A 21743-nucleotide genomic window follows, 5' to 3' on the forward strand; every position below is an offset into this window, starting at 1 on the left:
GTGATATGAGATGGTAACTCCTCTGAAAGAAGAAGACTTAAGTAAACACTACATAATATCGTATAAGCCAAACGCTAAGTACGCATACACTGCTGGACAAGCTCAAAGTAAATATCTACTTGGACTTAAGGAAGGTAAAATATACGGAAGGAAGTGCAATAAATGCGGTAGAATCCACGTACCACCGAAAATGTATTGTGAGGAATGCTTTAGAGCTACTGATGAGTGGGTTGAGGTGAAAGATGAAGGGATTGTAATGACTGTAGTTGCAAGTTTCATAAGTTGGACTAGGGCAAAATTGGAAGAGCCAGAGATTGTTGGGGTTATAAGGCTATTACCTTCTAACAATAGGGATTTCGTATACCCTGGAATATTCCACAGAATATGTGCAAGTTATGAACAAGTGAAGAGTATGGAAATCATAGGGAAGAGGGTTAAGGCGGTGTGGAAGCCAAAGGAGGAAAGGAAAGGAAGTATTGAAGATATCCAATGCTTTAAGGTGATCTAAATGTCTTGGGAGAAGAGTGGAAAAGAAGGAAGCCTATTAAGATGGTATGACGTAATGGAAGCTGAAAAATACGAGTATACAGTAGGCCCGGCGGGAGAACAGTTCTTTAACGGGCTGAAACAAGGTAAGATTGTAGGAAGTAAGTGTAGTAAGTGTGGAAGAATCTTCGTCCCTGCTAGATCCTATTGTGAACACTGTTTCGTCAAGATAGAGAATTACGTGGAAGTAAATAAGGATGAGGCTTACGTGGATTCTTATACAATAATCTACAATGATGATGAAGGTAACAAATTAGCACAACCAGTGTTTGTTGCCCTAATTAGATTTCTCAATGTTGAAGGAGGACTGCTGTGTTACGCTGAAGGAAATGTTAAAGTGGGGGCAAAGGCTAAAATTACGAGCTTTCAATGGCCTTTACGAGTCAAGGTTGACTGATTTTTTCGAAAACATTTTCACCCTTATATATGTATTCTGTATTCATATCCAACTCAACATTGCAAGGAATCATTCCGTATAACGTACTGCCGGATAAGAATATGCAGACATCTTCAACTCTACGCATAAGTTTAACTGTGATATCTGAGTTTTCTCTTAAATTCAATATTTCCTTAGCACTGGCGAAACTTATCATAACATTTACAACTTTTCCGTCCTTATCCTTTATCTTGCTTATAGAAAAAACTTCTCCCAGAAGTCTCTTATTTCTTATTTTATTCTCCTCATCTAACAACAATTTCAACGCAGTATAAAGTCTAAAACTATCGGAGGATTTCCTCTCATTTTCGCTTAGTTCACTAATTTTTAACTCGTATATATTATTGCCAAGAATTAAATTAAAAACTTCATCTCTTATTATTAAAAATGCTTCATCATTATCTCCTTGTATAGAAACCAAGTAATTAATTAGAGCTTTTTTCATATCACTGATTTTTTCAAGAGTCTTCCCTAATTCTACTTCCTTAGTCTGACTCTTATTAAGCTCCGATAAATAATGTTCAAATTCTTCCAATTCTTTCCATGCCAAATCGACGTTATTTTCCATCACTATTCTGCTAAGTTTATCCATTAAAAGATAATATAACTCTGGAGTGGTAGAAGTTGATTCTAACCATAAATATACGTTACTTAGACCTTCTTTTATCTTCTTAGTTTTATCATTACCAAATTTTCTCCTTGTAATTCCTATGGATAGATCTACTGCAATATCACTAGATACTTTTGCAAGTTTCTCCAAGTTATTCGCATCGATGTCAATATTCAATAACTCGCTTACTATTATTAATTTAAGAAAGTTATTTAAGAAGTTCTCTAGCATTTCATGAGTTTGAGCCATACGATATACTATACATTGATAGATTAAAAAGATTAAACTACCTATGTACTAAAATAAACTTTACTTCTGAAGTTTAATCAAATTATTAAAATCTTGAACTTTAGAAAGCAACGCTTATTAACATTTAAACTATAATTATAAATGTGATTGAACTTTCTACAACTAAGAGAGTAATTTTGGGAAACGAGGCAATAGCTTTCGGCGCATTAAGCGCTGGAGTATCCATAGCTGCCGGTTATCCAGGCACACCCTCTACAGAAATAATAGAAACCTTAATGAAATATGGAAAAATATATACTGAATGGAGTGCTAACGAAAAAGTGGCATTTGAAACGGCTTATGGAGCGGCTATCAACGGAGCTTTTGCCCTAACTACAATGAAACATGTGGGGTTAAACGTTGCAGCTGATCCTTTAATGAGTTCATCATATACTGGAGTAGAAGGAGCGTTAGTTATAGTTTCTGCCGATGATCCTTCCATGTGGTCGTCACAAAACGAACAAGATAACAGATACTACGGTTTACATGCGTTAATCCCAGTTATAGAGCCACATGATCCACAATCTGCTCATGACTTAACCATAGAGGCCTTTAAGTTAAGCAACAAAGTTAAACACCCAGTAATTCTCAGATCAACTACTAGGATAGGTCACATTAGGGGGCCAGTGGAACTTAAACCTCCATCTAGACCAGTCCTAGGTAAACTTATCAAAGACCCTAAACGTTACGTGTTAGTCCCAGAGAACGCTAGAAGAAATAGAGTTGAACAGTTAAAGAGATGGGAAAAAATTGAAGAGGAGGTAGAGGGTTTAAATGAGCTAATTGATAACGATAGCGAAAATCTAATAATTGCCTCGGGTATTTCATTCGGTTACGTAACTGATGCCATGAAAGAGTTGGACATTAAGGCAAATGTATTAAGGTTATCCACCCCAGTTCCTATACCTAAAAGACTGATTCTCAAGGCTGTAAGCAACTCCAAGAGGGTTCTAATAGTAGAGGAAGGTGAACCAATTGTTGAATATCAAATAAAGGATCTCTTATATGATCAAGGGGTAAGAGTGGAATTACATGGAAAGGATCTAGTAAGTAGGGTTGGAGAGATGACATTAGATAAGGTATACTATGCCTTTAGCAAATTCTTTGGGTTAGACCTTGTAACGGAATACCTAGAAGTTCCCCAAGATGTACCACCTAGACCTCCAGCACTGTGCCCAGGATGCCCACACAGAAGTTCATTCATAGACTTAAAGAAGGCAATTACAATGGCTTCCTTTAAGCCTAATGAAACGTTCATCTCTGGTGATATTGGATGTTATACATTAGGATTGTTACCGCCTTTTGACGCTCAAGACTCTTCTACCGATATGGGTTCTAGTATTGGAATTGCCAATGGCGTTTATAGGGCAACTGGGAATATTCCGATAGCAGTTATTGGGGATTCTACCTTCTTCCACAGTGGGATTTCAGCACTTGCAAATGCCGTCTATAATCAAACTCCTATGCTCGTGCTTGTCTTAGATAATAGGTCTACTGCGATGACCGGACAGCAGCCAAGTCCATCAAAGGGAATAGATATAGGAGAGGTTGCTAAGGGTTTGGGAGTAAAGTATGTAAAGTACGTTGATCCTTTTGACGTTAATTCTTCAATAAAGGAATTATCAAATGCATTAAAGTGGGTTAGGGAAAATAGGCAACCAGCAGTTGTCATAGCTAAAAGAGCTTGTGCGTTGTTAGTTATGGATAACGTAGAGGAGAACAATCTACCAAAGGCCATAGTTGATCTAGAGAAATGTACCGGCTGTAGTATATGCTATGACTACTTTACATGTCCAGCAATAATTCCTAGAAAGGATAAGAAGGCTGAGATAGATAATTATACGTGCATAGGCTGTGGGGCCTGTATACCAGTTTGCCCATTTAAGGCAATATCCTTAAAGGGTAACAAACCAGAAAAATGGGACGAATTATGGCTAGGGTAAACATCTTAATAGCCGGTGTGGGAGGCCAAGGTATAATAACTGCTGGTAAGATGATAGCCGAGGCTGGAAACTATTCAAATACTAAGGTCTTAATAGCAGAAACCCATGGTTTAGCGCAGAGAGGCGGAGGAGTTAACATTCACGTAAGGATAGGCGACGTTAACTCTCCACTAATACCATTAGGAAAGGCTGACTACCTAGTTGGCTTAGAGGCTACTGAGGTTTTAAGAAACTTAAACTACGCTTCAAGAAAACATACTACTATCATTATAAATAACTACGTAGTAAGGCCAGTTTTACCTAAAGTTAGGCTACTTAGTTTGCAAGAGGTTCTCGATAAATTAAAAGGATGCAAAGTTTACGTAATTGACGCTAATCAAATAGCCATAAATGCTGGAAATATTAAGGCTGCAAATGCTGCAATCCTAGGGTTTTTATACTCACTGGGAGCATTTGAGGGGTTGATAAGCGAGGAATCTTTCATCAAAGCCTTAAAATACGAGAGCAATATAAAAGCGTTTAAAATTGCCCAAGTTATAAAAATTAATGGGATAGATATTAATGGCATTTAATCCAGATAAGGAATGGATAGAAAATAGCAATGTATACAAGTTCATGGTTGAAAAGAACCTTGACAAACTAGAACACTTCATTAAGTACACATATGAGAATCCAGAATTTTGGGATGAGTTTATAAGGTTAATTAATGTGAAATTTCAAGAACCTTACACTAAGGTTTTAGATTTAAGTAGGGGAAAACAATGGCCCCAATGGTTCATAGGGGGAAAGTTAAACATTGGTGATCAATTACGCGATAGTTCTGATGTGTTTATTAAGTGGATGGATGAGAGCTTCAACACTAGAACGGTAACTTATTCTCAAATACTAAATGAGAGCAAGTCGATTGCAAGTTGGTTAAAGGAAATAGGTTTGAAGAAAGGAGATAGGGTTGCTATTTACATGCCGATGATCCCGGAAATAGTATCGGTAATGTTAGGTGCAGTTAGAGCAGGGATGATACTCGTACCTCTATTTTCTGGGTTTGGTCCAGAGCCAATAAGAGTTAGAATAGAGGATAGTGAGGCTAAAGTAATCTTCACTGTTGATAAGAGTATTAGAAGAGGAAAAGAAGTTGACATGTTGAAAAATCTGGAAGGACTGAACATAACTAAAGTAGTACTAAATAGGGGAGGAACTAGAGGTGATTTTTATGACTATAAGGATGTAATAAGAACTGGTGGAGACTATGTAGAAAATACTGGTACTGAAGACCCAATGATGATAATTTACACTTCTGGAACTACGGGGAAACCCAAGGGATGTGTTCATACTCACGATGGATTTCCCATAAAGGCTTCTGCTGATATTTACTTTCAGTTCGATCTGAAAAAAGATGAGACCTTAATGTGGGTTACTGACATGGGGTGGATGATGGGACCGTGGATGGTATTTGGATCACTCTTACTAGATGCTAAAATGGGGATGATTGAAGGATATACGGGTGGGGAAGTGCTACAGAAATTCGTTGAAGATATGAAAGTTGATGTTTTAGGAGTCTCAGCTAGTCTGGTTAGAGCGTTAAGAAGTCAAGGTGAAGTTAAACTAAACGTTAGGCTAACAGGAAATACTGGAGAACCCATTGATCCGGAAAGTTGGTATTGGTTATTTAATGCCAGTGGAAAAAATCCTATAATAAACTATTCTGGAGGTACTGAAATCTCTGGAGGTATTTTAGGGAATTACGTTATAAAGAAGATAAAGCCTTCATCGTTCAATGGTCCTTCCCCGGGGATTAACGCCTCAGTATTCAATGAGGAGGGGAAAGAAGCTCCACCAAATGTTGAGGGGGAATTGGTTATATTGAGTGTTTGGCCAGGTATGACTAGAGGGTTTTGGAGGAATCCAGAGAGGTATATTGAGACTTACTGGTCAGTTTGGAAGGATGTATGGGTTCATGGAGATTTGGCTTATAGAGATGAAGAAGGGTACTTTTACATTGTTGGTAGAAGTGATGATACGATAAAGGTTGCAGGAAAGAGAGTAGGTCCAGCCGAAATCGAAAGCGTATTAAACTCATTTCCAAATGTAGTTGAATCAGCATGTGTCGGAGTTCCAGATCCAATGAAGGGAGAGAAAATAGTCTGTTTCGTAGTGTCAAAGCTTAGCGGGATTGAAAAGGACTTGATAAGATACACAGAGGATAAACTAGGTAAGGCATTTGCGCCAGCAGAAATAAAGATCGTTAAGGAGTTACCTAAAACCAGAAATGCGAAAATAATGAGAAGACTAATAAGGGCAATATACTTAAATAAACCCTTAGGGGATACCTCTTCTCTAGAAAATCCATCGGCTTTAGAGGAAATAAAGAGAGCAATCGGTTAACTGATCTCTTCCGCTTTTATTTGCTTTAACGCCTTAAGAGCCTCATTAACGTGATTGGCTGGATTAGTTTGTGAATTATAAATATGCCTTATCATTCCCTTTTTATCAATAACGAATGTAACCCTTGCTGGTAATATGAACCCCTTAGCGCCATAAAGTTCCCTGATTTTCTTATCTGGATCGCTAACTAGGATAAAGGGTAACTTGTATTTTTCTTTAAATTTCTTGTGAGAGTCAACATCATCTGAACTAACTCCTATTACCACAACATCGTAATCCTTGAGGAGATTCCAGTTATCCCTAAAAGCGCAAGCTTCCCTTGTACAGCCAGGCGTATCATCTTTAGGGTAGAAATAAAGGACTACGTTATGTTTCCCTATGTAATCGGATAGGGAAATCTTCTCACCATTATCCGCTATTCCCTCAAAAAGAGGTGCCTTATCTCCGACTTTAACCATAAATTAGATATATCTAATTGCGGTAAAAAGATTATCTTATAAATTTTTCTAATTTTACACAGTTCGATAAACAATTTCACTTAGAGATTAACTCTTATGTCCAACTCACTTAATTCAAGTTTTACTCTTTCATGAACTTTCTTGGCTCTTTCCAATTCAAACCCATTAATTGTAATTGAGTCCAGAATTACATCACCCAGTTCATGGTTTTGCAAGAGTTTTCTAAATCTAAATGGCAATTTACCCTTTATTACAAGGAGGAGAGGAAATGATACCGGGCCGGTAAAAGTACTGTTATAAGTATAATTTAAAAATATTTCTAATGATTTTTAAATATTTTCCTCTTAAATTACACCTTCTAAATTCTTCCTTATATACTCATCAAACTCTTTGGGTTTAGACATTTTAACTTCTCTAACTCTATTTATGAACTCATCTTTCTCGTTTATTCTAAATAAAGTATTGAATCTCTTTTCAAAGCCTATTGTGGAACTAGGTTTTCCACTTATCCCAACACCACATACTGAACCGGCAGTATGTGTTGGGTAAATTTCAACATAATCTGGCAATACTTTCAACTTGGCTAGACTATAGTATAAATTCTCCTCCGCACTTTCCCCACCTATATCAATTCTTCCAACACCTCCTACGAACAAAGTATCCCCAGTTAATACAGCCCACGGTTCATTCCAACTCTCATCCCTTCTTTTATCATATATTAGAACTGAAATACTATCTGGAGTATGTCCAGGGGTATGGATTACCTTTATCTTCACATTTCCTGCCTTTATCTCCTCTCCATCCTTAATCCTCTCCACCTTAAATTTGACCTGTGATTCCTCATGATAGTAAATGTTAGCGTTAGTTAATGCTTGCAATTTCTTCACACCAGATAAGTGATCAGCGTGAGTGTGTGTATCTATTATATAAGTTATCTTCATATCGCCTAAATCTTGGGCTAATCTAATTATTTCATCTACCATTTCATACTTAGGATCTACTACAAACAATTCTCCAGCTTGAGTACAGCCAAAGATGTAAGTAGCGCAACCACCATTTTTGCTTATAATTTGCCTGAATATCATCATTTACTTTTTTAAAAGTATCAAATATAAGAGTTATTCACTCTTATAAGTTAATAACTCGAAATGCTCTTCTGCTTGAAGTACACATCCTCTACATGAATCTACAACAATCTCATCTTCATCATTGAAAGTAACCAATACTGAATCATCAAATATAATAAATTTCGATTTGATATGTTCAGTGTATTTAATCTCAGCATTATTCAGACTTAAATTATTGGAAGAAGTTATCAAAGTTAAATTACCCTTGTACTGCTTAAGAACCTTGATCAACCATTCCGGCAAATTATCCCAGACTACCTTCATCTTGTTACTTTTCTCTGCGAATTCCTTTATTATCCTTATTACAGTCTTTTTACCCTTAATGTGCAAACTACGATCAACTTCTCCTTTTCGCTTTTCTTTCCAAAACGAGATAACATTACCTATTGCATAATCTAACTCGTTGACGATCTTATCCTTATACACCTTTAAGGATATTGACGGATCTATTAGTTTGACCTTTTTCGGCCTTCCTTCAATTACCCTAACCAAACCCTTATCTTCTAAGGACTTTACAACTTCGTAAACTTTCTGATAAGGTATTTGAGCCTTCTCTGAAAGCCTTTTCATCGTGGAATTGCAAAGATCTAATAATGTTAGGTAAACTTTAGCCTCATACACCGAAAACCCTAACTTTCTCAAATTGATTTCTAATTCACTATCCACAGTGAATAATCCTTTTTATTACTTTTAAATCTTAGTACTTATAATGAATAAGCAATTTATCATGTTTACAATATTAGTCTTTTTCACAGGATTATATTTAGGAATTCTAAGAATAGCCATTCCGGTATTTGAGAAGCAATTAAACATTGCAATAACACTTAGCTTATTATTACCCTTGGTAGCCTTTGGGTTTGTAAAAGGAGCGTTTAACTTTTTCGCTGGGAAACTCTCTGATGACTTGGGAAGAAAAAGAGTACTCATAATAGGCTGGATAGTTGCGTTGATGACAGTCCCCTTGTTTCTCTCGGTTAACATATATACTGTGATCATAATTTCGATTTTACTTGCAATAAATCAAGCTTTTACGTGGACTACTACTGTAACTTCACAAATAGACATTAGCGGTAAATTGAGGGCGGGATTAGCTACTGGAATTAATGAAATGTCAGGGTATCTAGGAGTCTCCTTTGGAAGTCTCTTTGCCAGCTATCTATTTAATGTAAGTTACATCTTAATTAGTATAATCTGCTTAATAGCGTTAATTTCGTCATTTACTGTAATGGAGACTAAGAAACTAATTACAATTAATAATGGTTCTCTAAAGGAGGATAATAATCGTGTAAATTATTTTTCTATAACTAAAATAAGTATTGCAGGACACCTGGAGAAGTTCGTAGATTCTTCTTTCTTTATCCTCATACCAACATTCCTATTATTACAACACTACACCCTATTTTTGATAGGAATTACCGTATCTAGTTACACGTTCACCTGGTCACTTTCGCAACCACTATTTGGGTACTTGGCTGATATATATAACAGGAGAAGAGAAATACTCGTAATAGGGTTTTTATTAATGTTTATAGGTTTTATAAAATATTCAGATTTTCCCATCTTATTTTCAATATTGGAGGGGATTGGAATGGGTATGGTATATCCCAACTTAATAGCCTTTGTTAACGATAAGGTCAACGAGAGTGTAAGGGGAAAAGCGTTAGGTTACTATAGGTTATATAGAGATAGTGGCTATGGTGTGGCGGGCTTATTACTACCGTTACTTTATTCGTTTTATGGATACGAGTATACTTTATTGATAGTAGGAATATTGCAAGTTGTAGCTCTCTTACTAATAGCAAGATCTTAATCTCTCATATCCACAAATAGATTTACATTATATAGCAAGGGAACAAACCCTTAAACCTAACTAGGATCCGTGAATCGCCGTCGCTAACAGTTTTCGATAAACCGTAAAGTTTATATTATTTTATATGTAAAGTATTTTTTAGAAAGCTTGCTACCAGATGTGGATGGGCTTCCCGAAAGGTAGCAAGATATTATACAAGATGTGCGGGCGTTCAGTAATAAACCTATACAGGTTGAGGGAAAAGGTTTTGAATTCCAATGGTATTGAGAACTCTACAGAGTACTTAACGTACCTCTAGATGCCGTGTTTATGCTACGTTATCCAAAATGTTTAAAACAGAAATTCATGAGCAATGTCAATAAAAACTATGATTGGACAACAATATGCCAAATAGAATTAAAGGGCTATCTATTAGTTATATTATCTACAAGTGTAGTATTCCCACAAGTCCCCCTATTGCAATCATAACTATTGTAAAGAAATACGCTACTAATCTAGTCCTAGTATAAGCGTATTTACCCATGATCTTTTTATTGCTTATCAATATACCCACCATTACTGCCGGTATGACAATAATTATGGGTGATAATGATAATAGAGTCAAAGCGAAGTTAATAACGGAAGAATAGTTACCCAGCATTAAGGAAACTATTAACATAGCTGGTATTGACTCCATAATGTAGATCTTCACGGAGTTTTTGTAGGTATTTTTCCCTAAAGCTTCTAGCAGACCCCATGCACTGCTTAGAGATACAACTATAAGCGTTAAGAACCCAGCGCTTATTAACGTTATTCCAAATATGTAATGGACATTTCCTAAATTATATAGTAACTGAGTTGGATCACTAGGATCTATATTACCAATTGAAGTTCCTATCATCTCAGATAATACTATTATCAATTCAGTTATTATAGACCCTAGTAACGTCTCTATGGTTATCCATGATATCTTTTTAGAATTATTAATATCTATCTTAGGATATTTAATTGCTGTAGCGGAACTTTGATAAATCAACATACAAGGTGGAGTTACCACTGCACCAATGTTTACGGCAATGAAGAATAGGAAGTTCTTTGAGGTAGAGAAGTAAAAGATGTCTTGTCCTGTAAAGTTCAGCTTAGGTCCAACTATAATTAAGGCTGATAATAATAGAATTACGGAAACTACTACTAGATATCTTTCAGTTACTTCGTAATTTTTAGTTAGCACTATTATAACGTGAAGGATGAAGAATATTATTAAGCCTAGTAAAGGATCAATTCCAATTAAGTAACATCCAATTGCAATCCCTGCATACTCACTTAGATATGTAAAGAAATCAACGAAGAAAATTGGGAAAATAGATAAAATAGATACTTTTCTAGAATAGTATTCTCTTATGAGTTCTCCAATACCCTTGCCAGATATTGCACCTAATCTTCCTGCGGCTTCTTGTATTATAAAAATGGGTAGAGATAACAGCATTACGAACCATATTAGTCTGTATCCGTATTCCTCCCCAGTGGACAATCCTCCTAATATACTTGCAGCATCGGCGTCTGCCAACAATGCTATCCATGCTGGTCCAAAGAGTTTCGCAGTATCTCTTATACTCGTCTTAGATCACCTCACATAAGTAATTATAAATTTCTTTTTTAGGTAAAAAGCTATTATAACGAAGATAAATGCAAAACCTACATCCATTTATGTAGTACATGGTATACTCTATGAAGCTCTAACTTATAAAGATTTCTATTTAGAAATTGCTTTTAATTAGTATAAAATCTCAGTTATTGCCTTACTTAATATCCCATTTTAAGCTTAAGGAGTAGAGACATGGATTAGTTTTAGTGCTAAATTAAAATAACTTCGAGTTAAGACTTATAATGACTTTTAATTCAAAGACTTTATAAACTAGAAATGAGTATAGTCTTTTAGGGTGTGCAAATGCCAGATAAACCCCAAGAACCAAAGGTAGTCGGAGTAGAAATCTTGGAAAAATCCGGATTAGATGTGAAAAAGTTAATAGATAAGCTAGTAAGAGCTACGGCTGCAGAGCTCACTACGTACTACTACTATACAATATTGAGAATGCATCTAACTGGTATGGAAGGAGAAGGCCTTAAGGAGATTGCTGAGGATGCTAGGCTTGAGGATAGACTTCACTTTGAACTAATGACTCAAAGGATTTACGAACTAGGAGGAGGTCTACCCAGAGACTTAAGACAACTAGCTGACATTTCAGCTTGTTCAGATGCATATCTACCAGAGAATTGGAAAGACCCTAAGGAAATATTGAAGGTTCTATTAGAAGCAGAACAATGTGCAATAAGAACATGGAAAGAAGTATGTGATATGACATACGGAAAAGATCCTAGAACATACGATCTAGCCCAGAGAATACTTCAAGAGGAAATAGAGCACGAAGCTTGGTTCTTAGAACTACTATATGGAAGACCATCTGGACACTTCAGAAGAAGTCTACCAGGTAACGCTCCGTATTCCAAGAAACAATAAGATATACTATCTTTTTCTTTCTTTTATTTTTATATTTTGGTGATTATTTAATGTTAGTAAGAGTGTGCAGCTTATCAGACTTAGAAGATAAGAAACCAAAGAAATTTTCATTAAATAATATAGAAGTAGTAGTCGTAAAGGTTGGAGATAGGGTGTTCGTCATGGATGCCTATTGCCCTCATAAGGGAGGAAATATGGAATATGGTGATGTAAACGGATATAGGATAAAATGTCATTTACACGGGTACGAGTATAATATGGAAACCGGTGAGCTAGTGTACAATCCCTATGGGAAATCCGATGGATGGTACTTCTCACCTAACTTAAAGATCTACAAGGTTGAGGTTAAGGGTAAAGACATTTTCGTAGAAGTTTAAATTTCAAATTCTATTGTTCTAGCATTTTGCACGATTAAACTGCAATAGGTTTCCCTTATTTGTTCACTACACTCACTTCTATTCTTGATTTCAACTATATCCTTTAACTCCCTAACTCTCTTGCTAATCCTATTGTAGTCATCTTGTGAGATTATTGAAGTTATTATTTTAGCTCCCCTATTCTTCGCAGCTAAGGCAGCTGCAACACTCATGCTTTTTCTCCCTCCTGTTATATCCAGATAGTCTCCTTCGTTTAGTTGCTTTTCAATAAATTCCTTAACTTTTTTCAAGTCCTCTTCACTGTAAATATCTTCAATATCAAGTGGATGTTCACTAATTTCTACTTTAGGAAACTTCTCTTGAATACAACAGATGAACATTAATCTTACTATTTTCCATGCCTTCTTTACCTCTGCATTAGTTGTAGTTACAACTCTTATCTCGTCAATGTTTTGTCCCTTTCTTACTAGGTAAAGAAAAGACTCTATTACTCCTCCCGGCGAGGTTCCTAAAGTAGCTACTAGTTTAACCATGTTATGAGTTAAAAGTTAATTGAATATTTATTTTTACTGTTTTTTACCTCTTCCTCTGAGGAATAGTACTAAACCAACTAGCAACACGATTACACCGATAATAGCTAGAAAGAAACCAAGGCCAGTATATAGTGCAACGTTTACCAATGAAGAGGCCAATTCTTGACTTAAAACGTATTTCACTGAAATCGGAGTAGTGAGGTTATTTACCATTATAGCATCATATTTAGGACTTAATAACGCTATTACATATCCCTTTTCTGCAATTTGTGGTACTGATTGGTTCGTCCCATTTATTTCTTGTAAAATCTTCAAAACTTGTCCAGAGCTCGTATTGTAAAGCAATATTGCCAACTTAGTGGGAACACCTAAGTCTTGTGATGTCCCCGGTTGTAAAGTAGTTGGAGTCACAGTACTTAGTGTGTTAATCACTTTAACGAGTCCAGATGATGCTAAATATCCTCCAATAAAGAACAGTGCAATGCCGACTATTAGTATTATTACCCCTACTATCAGAACTGTTTTACCTATAGCCATAATTTAAAAAGTTAAAGGAAACTATTAAGTCTTTTCAAAAGTTATACCACGTCTAAAGGATTAGTGGACACGAACTCGATATTCTTTATAATGTACTTGCTAACACTTACACTACCGAAACTCTTCAGCTCCTTATGAACTTCAAACGTAACTATGGAAGGATCACCCAATTGGTATAAGCTACCAGGGTTTAATGCAATGGTCTCCCCTATCTTATCCATTGAAGTACTTTCATGAACGTGACCGTGAAGTGAAATAAGTGGTTGGAATTCGGTAATTAAATCAAGTACTGCCTTTGAACCAACATGAGATTTCCTTAAACCAACCTTTGCGTTATCCAATTTAGTATTTAAAGGAGGCATGTGAAAGTTCATAATTAATCTTTCCTTATCAGCGTCCTTAAGTAATGATTTACCCTTTATGTATAATTCAGAGTCTGGAATTTCCCTATATGAATTTCCCATTGGAGAACCATAACCTAACGAGACTATCTGAATTTCCTCTATATTTATTACGTTCTCATTAATCAATTTACCCCCAAAATTCTTAAGGATAGAGTCAAGTTGCGGAATATCGCCGTGCCCTGCAGACCAAAATATCCTTTCTAAACGAAACACTTCATCTGCTATTTTAACCCATCTTGACATTTGCTCAGTTACTTTTTCACTAATTACTTTCTCCAGTTTACTCTTATCACTCTTTATATCCTCAATTACCTCTTTCTTATCTACTACTATATATTTACCAGACCTTAACGCCTCTTCGTTGAGGTTATTCAAATTAACCTTCTTCCCATTTAGGAAATACTTCCCTCCAGTATCCTCTACAAACAGTATCTCTTTAGCCATTAATCCGCCACTTACAATGAGAAAGTCAACTTTCCTAGCTTTTGCAATATTTAGTGATCTCTTAAATGAATACTCCGACCCGTGAACATCGGTAAAGAATCCTATCTTAAATTTAAAGACCATCCTATCTTAAATTTGTAATTACAAATTAAAAAATTAATTAGTCCTTTTTCTCCTTCTTTTCAATTACCTCCAACAGGTAAACCCACGCCAAAAAACAAGGATCTACTTGCTGCTTTTTCTTTTCCTCACTCACTTTGAAACCCTCCTTAGGAAGTTTTTAACTCTTTCCCATGCGTCTTCAGATGCTTCTTTATTGTATGAACGTCCCCTATCATTAAAGAACGCGTGATAGGCTCCAGGGTAAATTTTGAGCTCTAAATCCTTTTTATACTTTATCACGGCGGATATTAAATCTGGTAACCCAGCATCTATTGGCGGATCCTCTCCAGCGTATAGACCTAATATTGGCCCCTTTATTTTCTGAATTGCCTCCAATGGCTGGGGATTTCTGCCATAGAAAACTATTGTCCCATCTAATGGCACTTCAGTTGCCAACTGGAATGCTAAACCCCCACCCATACAGAAGCCCATGCTGACTATCTTTTTAACGCCTTGAGAGCTTACGTACTCGTAAGCCTTAATCGCGTCCTTTATCATCTGTTCTTCCGTCTTTTGCCTATTTAAAACTAACAACTCAGCTACTCTTTTGCCTTTTTCATCTAACGCTGACATTATTTGCTGATAAGAGTTTGGATCATTCCTCTTTTCTGGTGGTATACTCCATACTTTCATCATTACGTTCTGGATGTTCTCTTGATTCAGAACGTCCTCATTTCTAGTGTATAATTGTGGAGCAAATGCCATGTAACCCTCGTTTGCCAACCTTCTTGAGATGTCTTTTATATTGTCATTAAGACCCCATATTTCATGTATTACTATTACTGCCAATTTAGGACTTTCTGGAGAAGCTAGGAAAGCCCTTATTTTAGCACCCTCTGAATCGTAAAATATTTCCTTTTCCATATTTACCTTTACTGGCAAATGGTTTAAAAGTTAACTATCTATTTTTGTTAGATAAAAAAATAATTAACTTTAAATTAAGCCGGAATATAGCAGCAAATCATAAACCATCGCATATGCACTATACGTTCCTGGACCAGTGACGTAGTTCCATCCATAATGGGCTGGGAATGGATTATTTCCACTAGTTATTGGGATCCAAGCAACCTTACCGACAAAATTGCCTAGTGGAGATTCTATTATACCTTGATATGAGATGTGATAAAATGCAAAGTTGAGTGCACCTAATCTGGTACCCGCTAAGGCAACCATCGCAGCAGTCATTGGTGCTGCTCCACTAGTTCCATACCATACGAATAATTGACCGTTAAATACTAAAGGTAAACCGAAACCGAATTCTGGAATATTATAACCACCAGCTGAGACGAATGCGATATCTGGATAAGTCCTAACGACAGTAGGAGTAAACGGAATCAGTGAAGTTATCTCGTAACTTTGTGCTGGATAAACTACGCTATTACCTCCAGTACTATAATCCCAGCCACTTATTTCCACAATACTGCCATTAGATGATGCATTAAGGAATATCCCGCCAACAGACGTTACATAGGGATCTGACTCAGGATACCATATCGTATTATAAATTCCAATATGAAAATTAGGAGGAGGATGATCACTTTCAAATCCCCAATCGCCAGAGGCCGCCAATACGGAAATTCCTTCTGCAGCTGCTTGCATCATTATATTATGAATCATATATAGCATTGCAGGGTAGTAAGCTGCTAGGAAACTCTCTGGAACCGTTACAGAGATTGAAATAACATTAGGATTTATGTAGTTAACCATGTAATAGTACTCGTAATAATAGTTTAGTAAATTACCCACTAACTGGGGACCGCCCACATAACCATTACTGAAGACTATCGTAACGTCGGCTGCAGGCGCAAAGGCACCAGACCATTCTGCATCAAGCTCATTCTCTCCAGATTGGCCTCCAGTTGTAACGTTACCAAAATATATAACGTTTAAATGACCAGTTCTAGGTATACCATAAAATTGCCAAAACAGATAGATATCTGATACATTTATAAAGGACTCAGGGACTCCCTCAATCGCAATGTTACTACCATTGCCGTTATAACCGTGTGCATAAGCCAAGGTAAAGTTGAAATATTGCCCTATTGTTATTGGCGAAATTATGGCTTTTGAAACTAGTCCACTTTGAGCTTTAACCATATCTAAATGCCACGCTTGCGTCACTACGCTAATTACTTTGGGATCTACACTATCTATCCCAACTACTCCTAATACGTATTTTCCAACATTATATGGCAATGATGGAGTAACGTTATTAGAGTAGTAGTAAAATGGACCTATATCTTCAATCCCTAGTAGACCAAACCAATAGAGGTTCTTAAATGGATAGTAGTAAACGTTAATGTAAGTGTTAAATGCCCTCTCTATATTCCCTACAGTTCCATTAAATACTAGTATTAGACCATAATTGCCTAGAAATTGTAAATTATGGGATTTTAGATACTTTATTAGTGAGTTCACATAGGATTCGGAAGGATAGTAATATTCTCTAAATCGAGATGGAGTTAGCCAGTGATGGAATTGTGAGGCAGAGAGGTAAATTTCGTTAAGATATGATTGAAGAGAAGGTAAATTAGTGAAATTTAAGAGAACTGCTATGTACAGTGTTTGACTACTGTTGAGAGGTTCCACAAATTCTGATCCCGGAAGTATTGAGTATTGTGGAGAAGATGTTTCTATATAATAATATTGTACTTGACTCTCTGCTATAGTTGCTAGGAAAGTCGTAGTACTTAGAACTAATATTAGAAGTAACATTAACCTTTTTAATATTACATTTCCACTTTCCATAATATGCTTTCTATATCATTTAATATAAACTTTATTCATATTTCAATTATTGTTGATGAGCAACATATATTGAATCCCAGAAGGACTTCTCGTAGTACTGAATAGTGTAAGCAATCCTTCTAAGTCTATCAACTTGATTACCTTCTATCAATTTAACGATCCTATCCTCCAACTCCTTATAAGAACCTCTGAATGCATCAAAGAATCCCGTCTCCCTAATCCCAAATCTCTCCTTTATCATTTCCCCAAATCTAGTTACAACATTAGCCCATACTGGTAAATTCACAATCCCAGTAAACAAGAACTCGGAGGGTTCCGCGTAATTAGCTAACCAGGATAAATAGTGAGTGTAGCTTATGGCTTGAGGTGATACATTATATAAAAGTGGATCCTTTACCTCAATTCCCAACTCCTTCATCAGTTTTACCAACTCCTTCAACGCAGCATAATCTCCATCCACTAATATCTTAAATATCTGACCCACCCCCCGTCCTAAATGGGGCGAGGGTTCTGCTTGGGTCTAGAGCGTTACTCCCCTTTATGGGAGCTATTCGATTATGGTCTACTATGAAGGAAAGAGGCTTCTTTATACTATTTATTATTTTCCCTGTCCCCTTTCTTAGTATATTTAATGCACCATTCAAATCACTATGCAGCTTATGACCTAGAGAACAATAAACTACTCCCCTCGGCTGCCTCCTCACTTCCACGTTATGATAAGCACAGAACCTAGAAGTATTGTATTCCACCACCTCGTATACCCTCATACCGTATTCCTGAGCCTTAAGCTCAATAGCCTCAATGAGCTTACGATAAGACCACACATTCACCGTGTACTTATTACCCCTATCTTGAGAGATGTTATAAGGATAGCCCAAGTAGATTGTGGAAACGCCCAACTTGTGAAGTTCCTCAACAATACCACTTGCTAGAGCTCTGTATAAATGAAGAAACCTCCTTTGCAACTTCTCGAATAGCCTCCTCTTCTCTCCCGTTAACTCCTCATAAGCCTCGTACTCATCCACGCTCCTAGCTTTATCTGCAAGCGATTGAACTTCAGCAATCCTCCCCTCAAAGTAAAAGTAATCCTCCTTTGCCCTAACTCCCTTGTATAACAACCAAGTACCATCATCTACTATTACGCTAGCAAGGATGTTTACACCCAAGTCAATAGAAGCTACCTTATTACCTTGTGGTAAAACTACTTGAATTGACTTCCTTTCACCATGAACTACGTGTTTTGATTGCTTACCTCTCTTAGTAGTCTCAACACCAACATCTACGGGAATGTGTACATACCACTTGTTCACATCCTCATCGTAAATAATCTCTAACCTACCTTGCTTACCGTACCACCTTAACCTACCTTCAAAATCGATCTCCATATGAAAGTCCTTGAGGATAAGTTTCTTCCTCTCTTCATCCACCTCATAACGGTCTTGTCTAACCATGAGAATCCTTTTTCTCTTCTTGTTTTCCCTATCCTTCCAATAACGTGGAGGAGATACGTGATCCATGTGTGGTAGTTTTCCCTCCTTCTTGAGTTTAAGTAGGGAGAAGAAGGAGGACCACGCCTCGTTGTTCTTCTGCATTACTGCTTGAGCGTTAACACCCAGTATGTTCTTATACTTCTCGTAATATTTATTCCACGTTCCTTTGAAGTCTACTTCTTCTCCGTGAAAGAATTGTTGTCTCCTCTCGTAGTTTATCTCGTTGAATAACTTGGCTGAAACATCTGCTAACTTCAGTAATTTTTTGTGTTGGTGACCGTTTGGTAGGAGACGAAGTACGTTTGTCCTCCTATTCCCGAACTTAACTTCGTAGACACCTCCTTCTGGTATTGCGGGAGTAATGGTCGGCTCCCGCTCCTCATCCTCAGTAAGTTGACCGGAAGGAGGTGTCATAGGAGAGCGTTTGTTAAGTTGGTTAAAAAGCTTTACCTTGCCTTAAAAAGACGAGGTTTGTAGTTCGTTTTATCAAGCTCCTCCATATTAGTACTCTTGGATAGACCTATTGCTAATGACCTTAAATCGTGATTTACAATGTACCATTGGTTTACAACGAAACTATTAACTACCTCCTTTCTCAACACCTTCTCCTTTAATAAGGGATGATTAATTATTTGCTCATTTAGTCCTTCTAACTCCTTTCTTATCTGTTCTAGTATACTCATAATCATAAATTACAAAGCTAGATTATAAATCATTTTATAATTTACTTATATCTAACCATAATAAATAACTTCCTTATAACAACTGGATAAATTTTTATGTTAGTTAGCTAACAAACAAGCAATGAGAAGAATAGATGTATATGATCTATTAGTAGGAAAGGGTAATTACGTAGACGACATAACGTATATGGGAAAATATGCAGTGTTTATCAGAAGTCCATATTCCCACGCGAGAGTAATTAATATCAATAAAGAAGATGCGGAAAGAAGAGGAGCACTAGTTCTAACCGGTAAAGATTTAGTATCTAGGAGCGTTGAGTCCGGTGAAAGAGAGGGAGCCAGTTTAACAACTCCACTAATGGCAATAAATAAGGCATTATACGTTGGTCAACCAGTAGCTTTGGTTATTGCTAATGACCCCTACGAAGCTATGGATTTAGCTGAATTAGTTCAGATTGACTACGAACCGTTAGAAGGTATAGGAAGCATCGAAAAAGCATTACAGAACAAAGTAATTGTATTTGAGGATTTGAAGACAAACGTAGTAAGAGAACAAACCTTCGAATTTGGAAAGATTAATAGGCAAGGCAGACACTTAGAATTAGATTTGTACTGGTCTAGAAGTTCTGGAAATCCAATAGAACCTTATGGGGCAATCGTAATTCCAACAGATGATGGGCTGACCATAATTTCGAATCAACAAGCAGGAAACGTAGTATCCAATGAAATCCAGAAGGCATTAGGAGTTAAAGTAGTCCATAAGAACGTTAGACAAGGAGGAAGCTTTGGTGAGAAGTTCTCTCTAGTCAGATACTTGACAGTGTTAGGTTTTGCAGCGTTGAAGTTCAAAGTACCAATAAAGTGGATTGAGACAAGAACTGAACATTTAATGGCATCAAATGGAAGTGGACCGGAAAGGAAATTCAAAATTCACGCTTACTATTCCTCCGATGGAAGAGTAAATAGTTTAGATATTCACATATGGGAAGACATTGGTGCCTCTAGAGATGCTGGTCAACCTTTTAAACCTTTAGGGTTCTTAACGGGACCATACAAGGTTGGAGGTATAAGATATACTGGAACCTTAGTTGCCACAAATAAGAACCCGGCTGGAGCATTTAGAGGTGCTGGTACACCTCCTCATACTTGGGCACTGGAAAGAACCATGGATGCCATAGCTGATGATTTAGGTATCAGTAAGGCTGAAGTGAGAAAGATCAATGCAATAGATTCTTTTCCATATGACACTGGATTCGCATACTATGATTCTGGAAATCCGAGAGGCTTACTGGACTTAGCGTTATCAAGAAACGATATCTTTGCATTGAGGAATAAGAACACTGGAGTGGGTTTGGCATTATCAACAGATCCCAGTACGCCTTCTGGTAGCGAGAGAGTGAAAATTAAGGTTAAGAATAACAAAGTTGTAATCGGTTTAGGATTTGGTCCAGAAGGACAAGGTAATGAGCATTCAGCAGTAGTAATGGCCTCAAGACTATTAGGGATAAGTCCAGATGACGTTACATATGAGATTCTAGATAATACTGAATTACCAACATCCTTTGGTCCAGGAGGAAGTAGAATGGCAATTTACACCTTTGGGGCAGTTTCTGGTGCAGTGGAAGAGTTAAAGGCTAGATTAAGGAGGAAGGCTGAGGTTATCTTAAACGATAAGGTTATTGATTATAGAGATGGGTACTTTATAGGGGAAAATGGAGGAAAAGTTAGGATTACGTCACTTGAGGGAGAAGAGGTCGACTTCACTTACACATTGCAAGGTAAGTATAGATTCAATGCCTATCCATTCGCTTGTGATCTGGCAGTAGTTAGAGTAGAGGATGGTAAGATTAGGCCAATAAAGCACGTAGTTTACATTGATCCTGGAACTCCAATAGATGAGGATCTAGTAAGAGAACAAGTAATAGGAGGAACTGCAATTGGAATTTCCCTTGCGTTATATGAACATTACGTATATGATGATAACGCTAACTTGTTGACTACTAGCTTAGCAGATTACGGAATGCCAACTGCTGCTGATTTACCGGAAATAGAGGTTAACATAGTTCCAACTCCCTCTCCATCAACTCCTTATGGAGCTAAGGGGATAGGGGAGATTCCGGTTGGAATAGCTGCAGCTGCAGTAACTAACGCTATCGAAGACGTTATAAAGAGAAGGATAAATAGGGTTCCAGTGAGTCTAGAAGACCTTTTTGAATAAGGACTTTAATATCATTTAAATTTATTTTTGGAACATGCAGAGGTAAACCC

At 36.9% G+C, this 21743-nt stretch carries 21 protein-coding genes and 2 pseudogenes; 9 read left to right on the forward strand and 14 right to left on the reverse strand.

The window, feature by feature from the left end; genetic code table 11:
- Positions 1 to 10: 10 nt before the first annotated feature.
- A complete protein-coding gene (locus J5U23_RS10670) occupies positions 11 to 508 on the forward strand; it encodes a Zn-ribbon domain-containing OB-fold protein (RefSeq protein WP_218258223.1) in 498 nt (165 codons plus the stop codon).
- Entirely contained in the window at positions 509 to 943 is a 435-nt protein-coding gene (locus tag J5U23_RS10675; RefSeq protein ID WP_218266133.1) for a Zn-ribbon domain-containing OB-fold protein, read from the forward strand. It abuts the gene before it with no gap.
- Here J5U23_RS10675 and J5U23_RS15905 read toward each other — a convergent pair.
- A complete protein-coding gene (locus J5U23_RS15905; protein WP_244988784.1) occupies positions 930 to 1841 on the reverse strand; it encodes a hypothetical protein in 912 nt (303 codons plus the stop codon). The two genes, J5U23_RS10675 and J5U23_RS15905, sit on opposite strands and share 14 nt — an antisense overlap.
- A gap of 143 nt (positions 1842 to 1984) precedes the next feature.
- Between J5U23_RS15905 and iorA the strand changes: the two genes are divergently transcribed.
- Genes iorA through J5U23_RS10700 form a run of 3 tightly spaced genes read left to right on the forward strand, consistent with a single transcriptional unit; the run spans position 1985 to position 6205 of the window.
- Positions 1985 to 3823 carry an indolepyruvate ferredoxin oxidoreductase subunit alpha gene (gene iorA, locus J5U23_RS10690; RefSeq protein WP_218266134.1) on the forward strand — a complete coding sequence of 613 codons (1839 nt, stop codon included), beginning with the start codon at positions 1985 to 1987 and terminating at the stop codon, positions 3821 to 3823.
- Positions 3811 to 4395 carry an indolepyruvate oxidoreductase subunit beta gene (locus J5U23_RS10695; protein WP_218258226.1) on the forward strand — a complete coding sequence of 195 codons (585 nt, stop codon included), beginning with the start codon at positions 3811 to 3813 and terminating at the stop codon, positions 4393 to 4395. The genes iorA and J5U23_RS10695 overlap by 13 nt, the downstream gene beginning before the upstream one ends.
- The gene (locus tag J5U23_RS10700; protein WP_218266135.1) at positions 4385 to 6205 is read left to right on the forward strand and encodes an AMP-binding protein; all 1821 of its coding nucleotides are present in this window, start codon (positions 4385 to 4387) and stop codon (positions 6203 to 6205) included. The genes J5U23_RS10695 and J5U23_RS10700 overlap by 11 nt, the downstream gene beginning before the upstream one ends.
- On the opposite strand, the gene J5U23_RS10705 is transcribed toward J5U23_RS10700, so the two are convergent.
- The 4 genes from J5U23_RS10705 to J5U23_RS10715 all read right to left on the reverse strand — a co-directional run bounded on the left by J5U23_RS10705 (position 6202) and on the right by J5U23_RS10715 (position 8456).
- Entirely contained in the window at positions 6202 to 6663 is a 462-nt protein-coding gene (locus J5U23_RS10705) for a peroxiredoxin (protein ID WP_218258228.1), read from the reverse strand. The genes J5U23_RS10700 and J5U23_RS10705 overlap by 4 nt on opposite strands.
- An 80-nt stretch (positions 6664 to 6743) precedes the next feature.
- Positions 6744 to 6878: a hypothetical protein gene (locus tag J5U23_RS16040; protein WP_261310053.1), complete on the reverse strand. Its 135-nt coding sequence runs from the start codon at positions 6876 to 6878 to the stop codon at positions 6744 to 6746.
- Between the two features lie 129 nt (positions 6879 to 7007).
- Positions 7008 to 7751, reverse strand: coding sequence for an MBL fold metallo-hydrolase (locus J5U23_RS10710; RefSeq protein ID WP_218258229.1), 744 nt, complete (start codon positions 7749 to 7751; stop codon positions 7008 to 7010).
- 30 nt (positions 7752 to 7781) lie between these two features.
- Positions 7782 to 8456 carry a TrmB family transcriptional regulator gene (locus J5U23_RS10715; RefSeq protein WP_218266136.1) on the reverse strand — a complete coding sequence of 225 codons (675 nt, stop codon included), beginning with the start codon at positions 8454 to 8456 and terminating at the stop codon, positions 7782 to 7784.
- 43 nt (positions 8457 to 8499) lie between these two features.
- Between J5U23_RS10715 and J5U23_RS10720 the strand changes: the two genes are divergently transcribed.
- Positions 8500 to 9600, forward strand: coding sequence for an MFS transporter (locus J5U23_RS10720; protein WP_218266137.1), 1101 nt, complete (start codon positions 8500 to 8502; stop codon positions 9598 to 9600).
- A 424-nt stretch (positions 9601 to 10024) separates the two neighbouring features.
- Here the strand turns inward: J5U23_RS10720 and J5U23_RS10725 are convergent, their stop codons facing one another.
- Positions 10025 to 11149 (reverse strand): NRAMP family divalent metal transporter, encoded by a 1125-nt coding sequence (locus tag J5U23_RS10725; protein WP_218266138.1) that lies wholly within the window; start codon positions 11147 to 11149, stop codon positions 10025 to 10027.
- A gap of 378 nt (positions 11150 to 11527) precedes the next feature.
- Between J5U23_RS10725 and dps the strand changes: the two genes are divergently transcribed.
- Positions 11528 to 12097 carry a DNA protection during starvation protein gene (gene dps / locus J5U23_RS10730; RefSeq protein ID WP_218266139.1) on the forward strand — a complete coding sequence of 190 codons (570 nt, stop codon included), beginning with the start codon at positions 11528 to 11530 and terminating at the stop codon, positions 12095 to 12097.
- Positions 12098 to 12147: 50 nt separating this feature from the next.
- A complete protein-coding gene (locus J5U23_RS10735; protein ID WP_218266140.1) occupies positions 12148 to 12474 on the forward strand; it encodes a Rieske (2Fe-2S) protein in 327 nt (108 codons plus the stop codon).
- Here the strand turns inward: J5U23_RS10735 and crn1 are convergent.
- The 8 genes and pseudogenes from crn1 to J5U23_RS10775 form a co-directional block, all read right to left on the reverse strand.
- Complete coding sequence (gene crn1 / locus J5U23_RS10740) at positions 12471 to 13007, reverse strand: CRISPR-associated ring nuclease Crn1 (RefSeq protein WP_218266141.1); 537 nt, start codon at positions 13005 to 13007, stop codon at positions 12471 to 12473. The two genes, J5U23_RS10735 and crn1, sit on opposite strands and share 4 nt — an antisense overlap.
- Positions 13008 to 13040: 33 nt before the next feature.
- Positions 13041 to 13544, reverse strand: a complete 504-nt coding sequence (locus J5U23_RS10745; RefSeq protein WP_218258237.1) for a hypothetical protein — start codon at positions 13542 to 13544, stop codon at positions 13041 to 13043.
- Between the two features lie 41 nt (positions 13545 to 13585).
- A complete protein-coding gene (locus J5U23_RS10750) occupies positions 13586 to 14515 on the reverse strand; it encodes a metallophosphoesterase family protein (RefSeq protein ID WP_218258238.1) in 930 nt (309 codons plus the stop codon).
- Positions 14516 to 14644: 129 nt separating this feature from the next.
- Entirely contained in the window at positions 14645 to 15418 is a 774-nt protein-coding gene (locus J5U23_RS10755) for a dienelactone hydrolase family protein (RefSeq protein ID WP_218258239.1), read from the reverse strand.
- A gap of 69 nt (positions 15419 to 15487) precedes the next feature.
- The gene (locus J5U23_RS10760; protein ID WP_218266142.1) at positions 15488 to 17302 is read right to left on the reverse strand and encodes a S53 family peptidase; all 1815 of its coding nucleotides are present in this window, start codon (positions 17300 to 17302) and stop codon (positions 15488 to 15490) included.
- Positions 17303 to 17348: 46 nt separating this feature from the next.
- A pseudogene (locus tag J5U23_RS10765) lies at positions 17349 to 17777 on the reverse strand (thiaminase II/PqqC family protein); the annotation flags it as partial.
- Entirely contained in the window at positions 17770 to 19206 is a 1437-nt protein-coding gene (locus tag J5U23_RS10770) for an RNA-guided endonuclease InsQ/TnpB family protein (protein WP_218266143.1), read from the reverse strand. The pseudogene J5U23_RS10765 and the gene J5U23_RS10770, both read right to left, overlap by 8 nt.
- A gap of 71 nt (positions 19207 to 19277) precedes the next feature.
- Positions 19278 to 19475, reverse strand: a pseudogene (locus J5U23_RS10775) (thiaminase II/PqqC family protein); the annotation flags it as partial.
- Positions 19476 to 19596: 121 nt separating this feature from the next.
- Between J5U23_RS10775 and J5U23_RS10780 the strand changes: the two are divergent.
- Positions 19597 to 21693 carry a xanthine dehydrogenase family protein molybdopterin-binding subunit gene (locus J5U23_RS10780; protein ID WP_218266144.1) on the forward strand — a complete coding sequence of 699 codons (2097 nt, stop codon included), beginning with the start codon at positions 19597 to 19599 and terminating at the stop codon, positions 21691 to 21693.
- The last annotated feature ends 50 nt before the right edge of the window (positions 21694 to 21743 follow it).

The organism is Saccharolobus shibatae B12 (genome assembly GCF_019175345.1).
GTDB classification, from domain to species: Archaea; Thermoproteota; Thermoprotei_A; order Sulfolobales; family Sulfolobaceae; genus Saccharolobus; species Saccharolobus shibatae.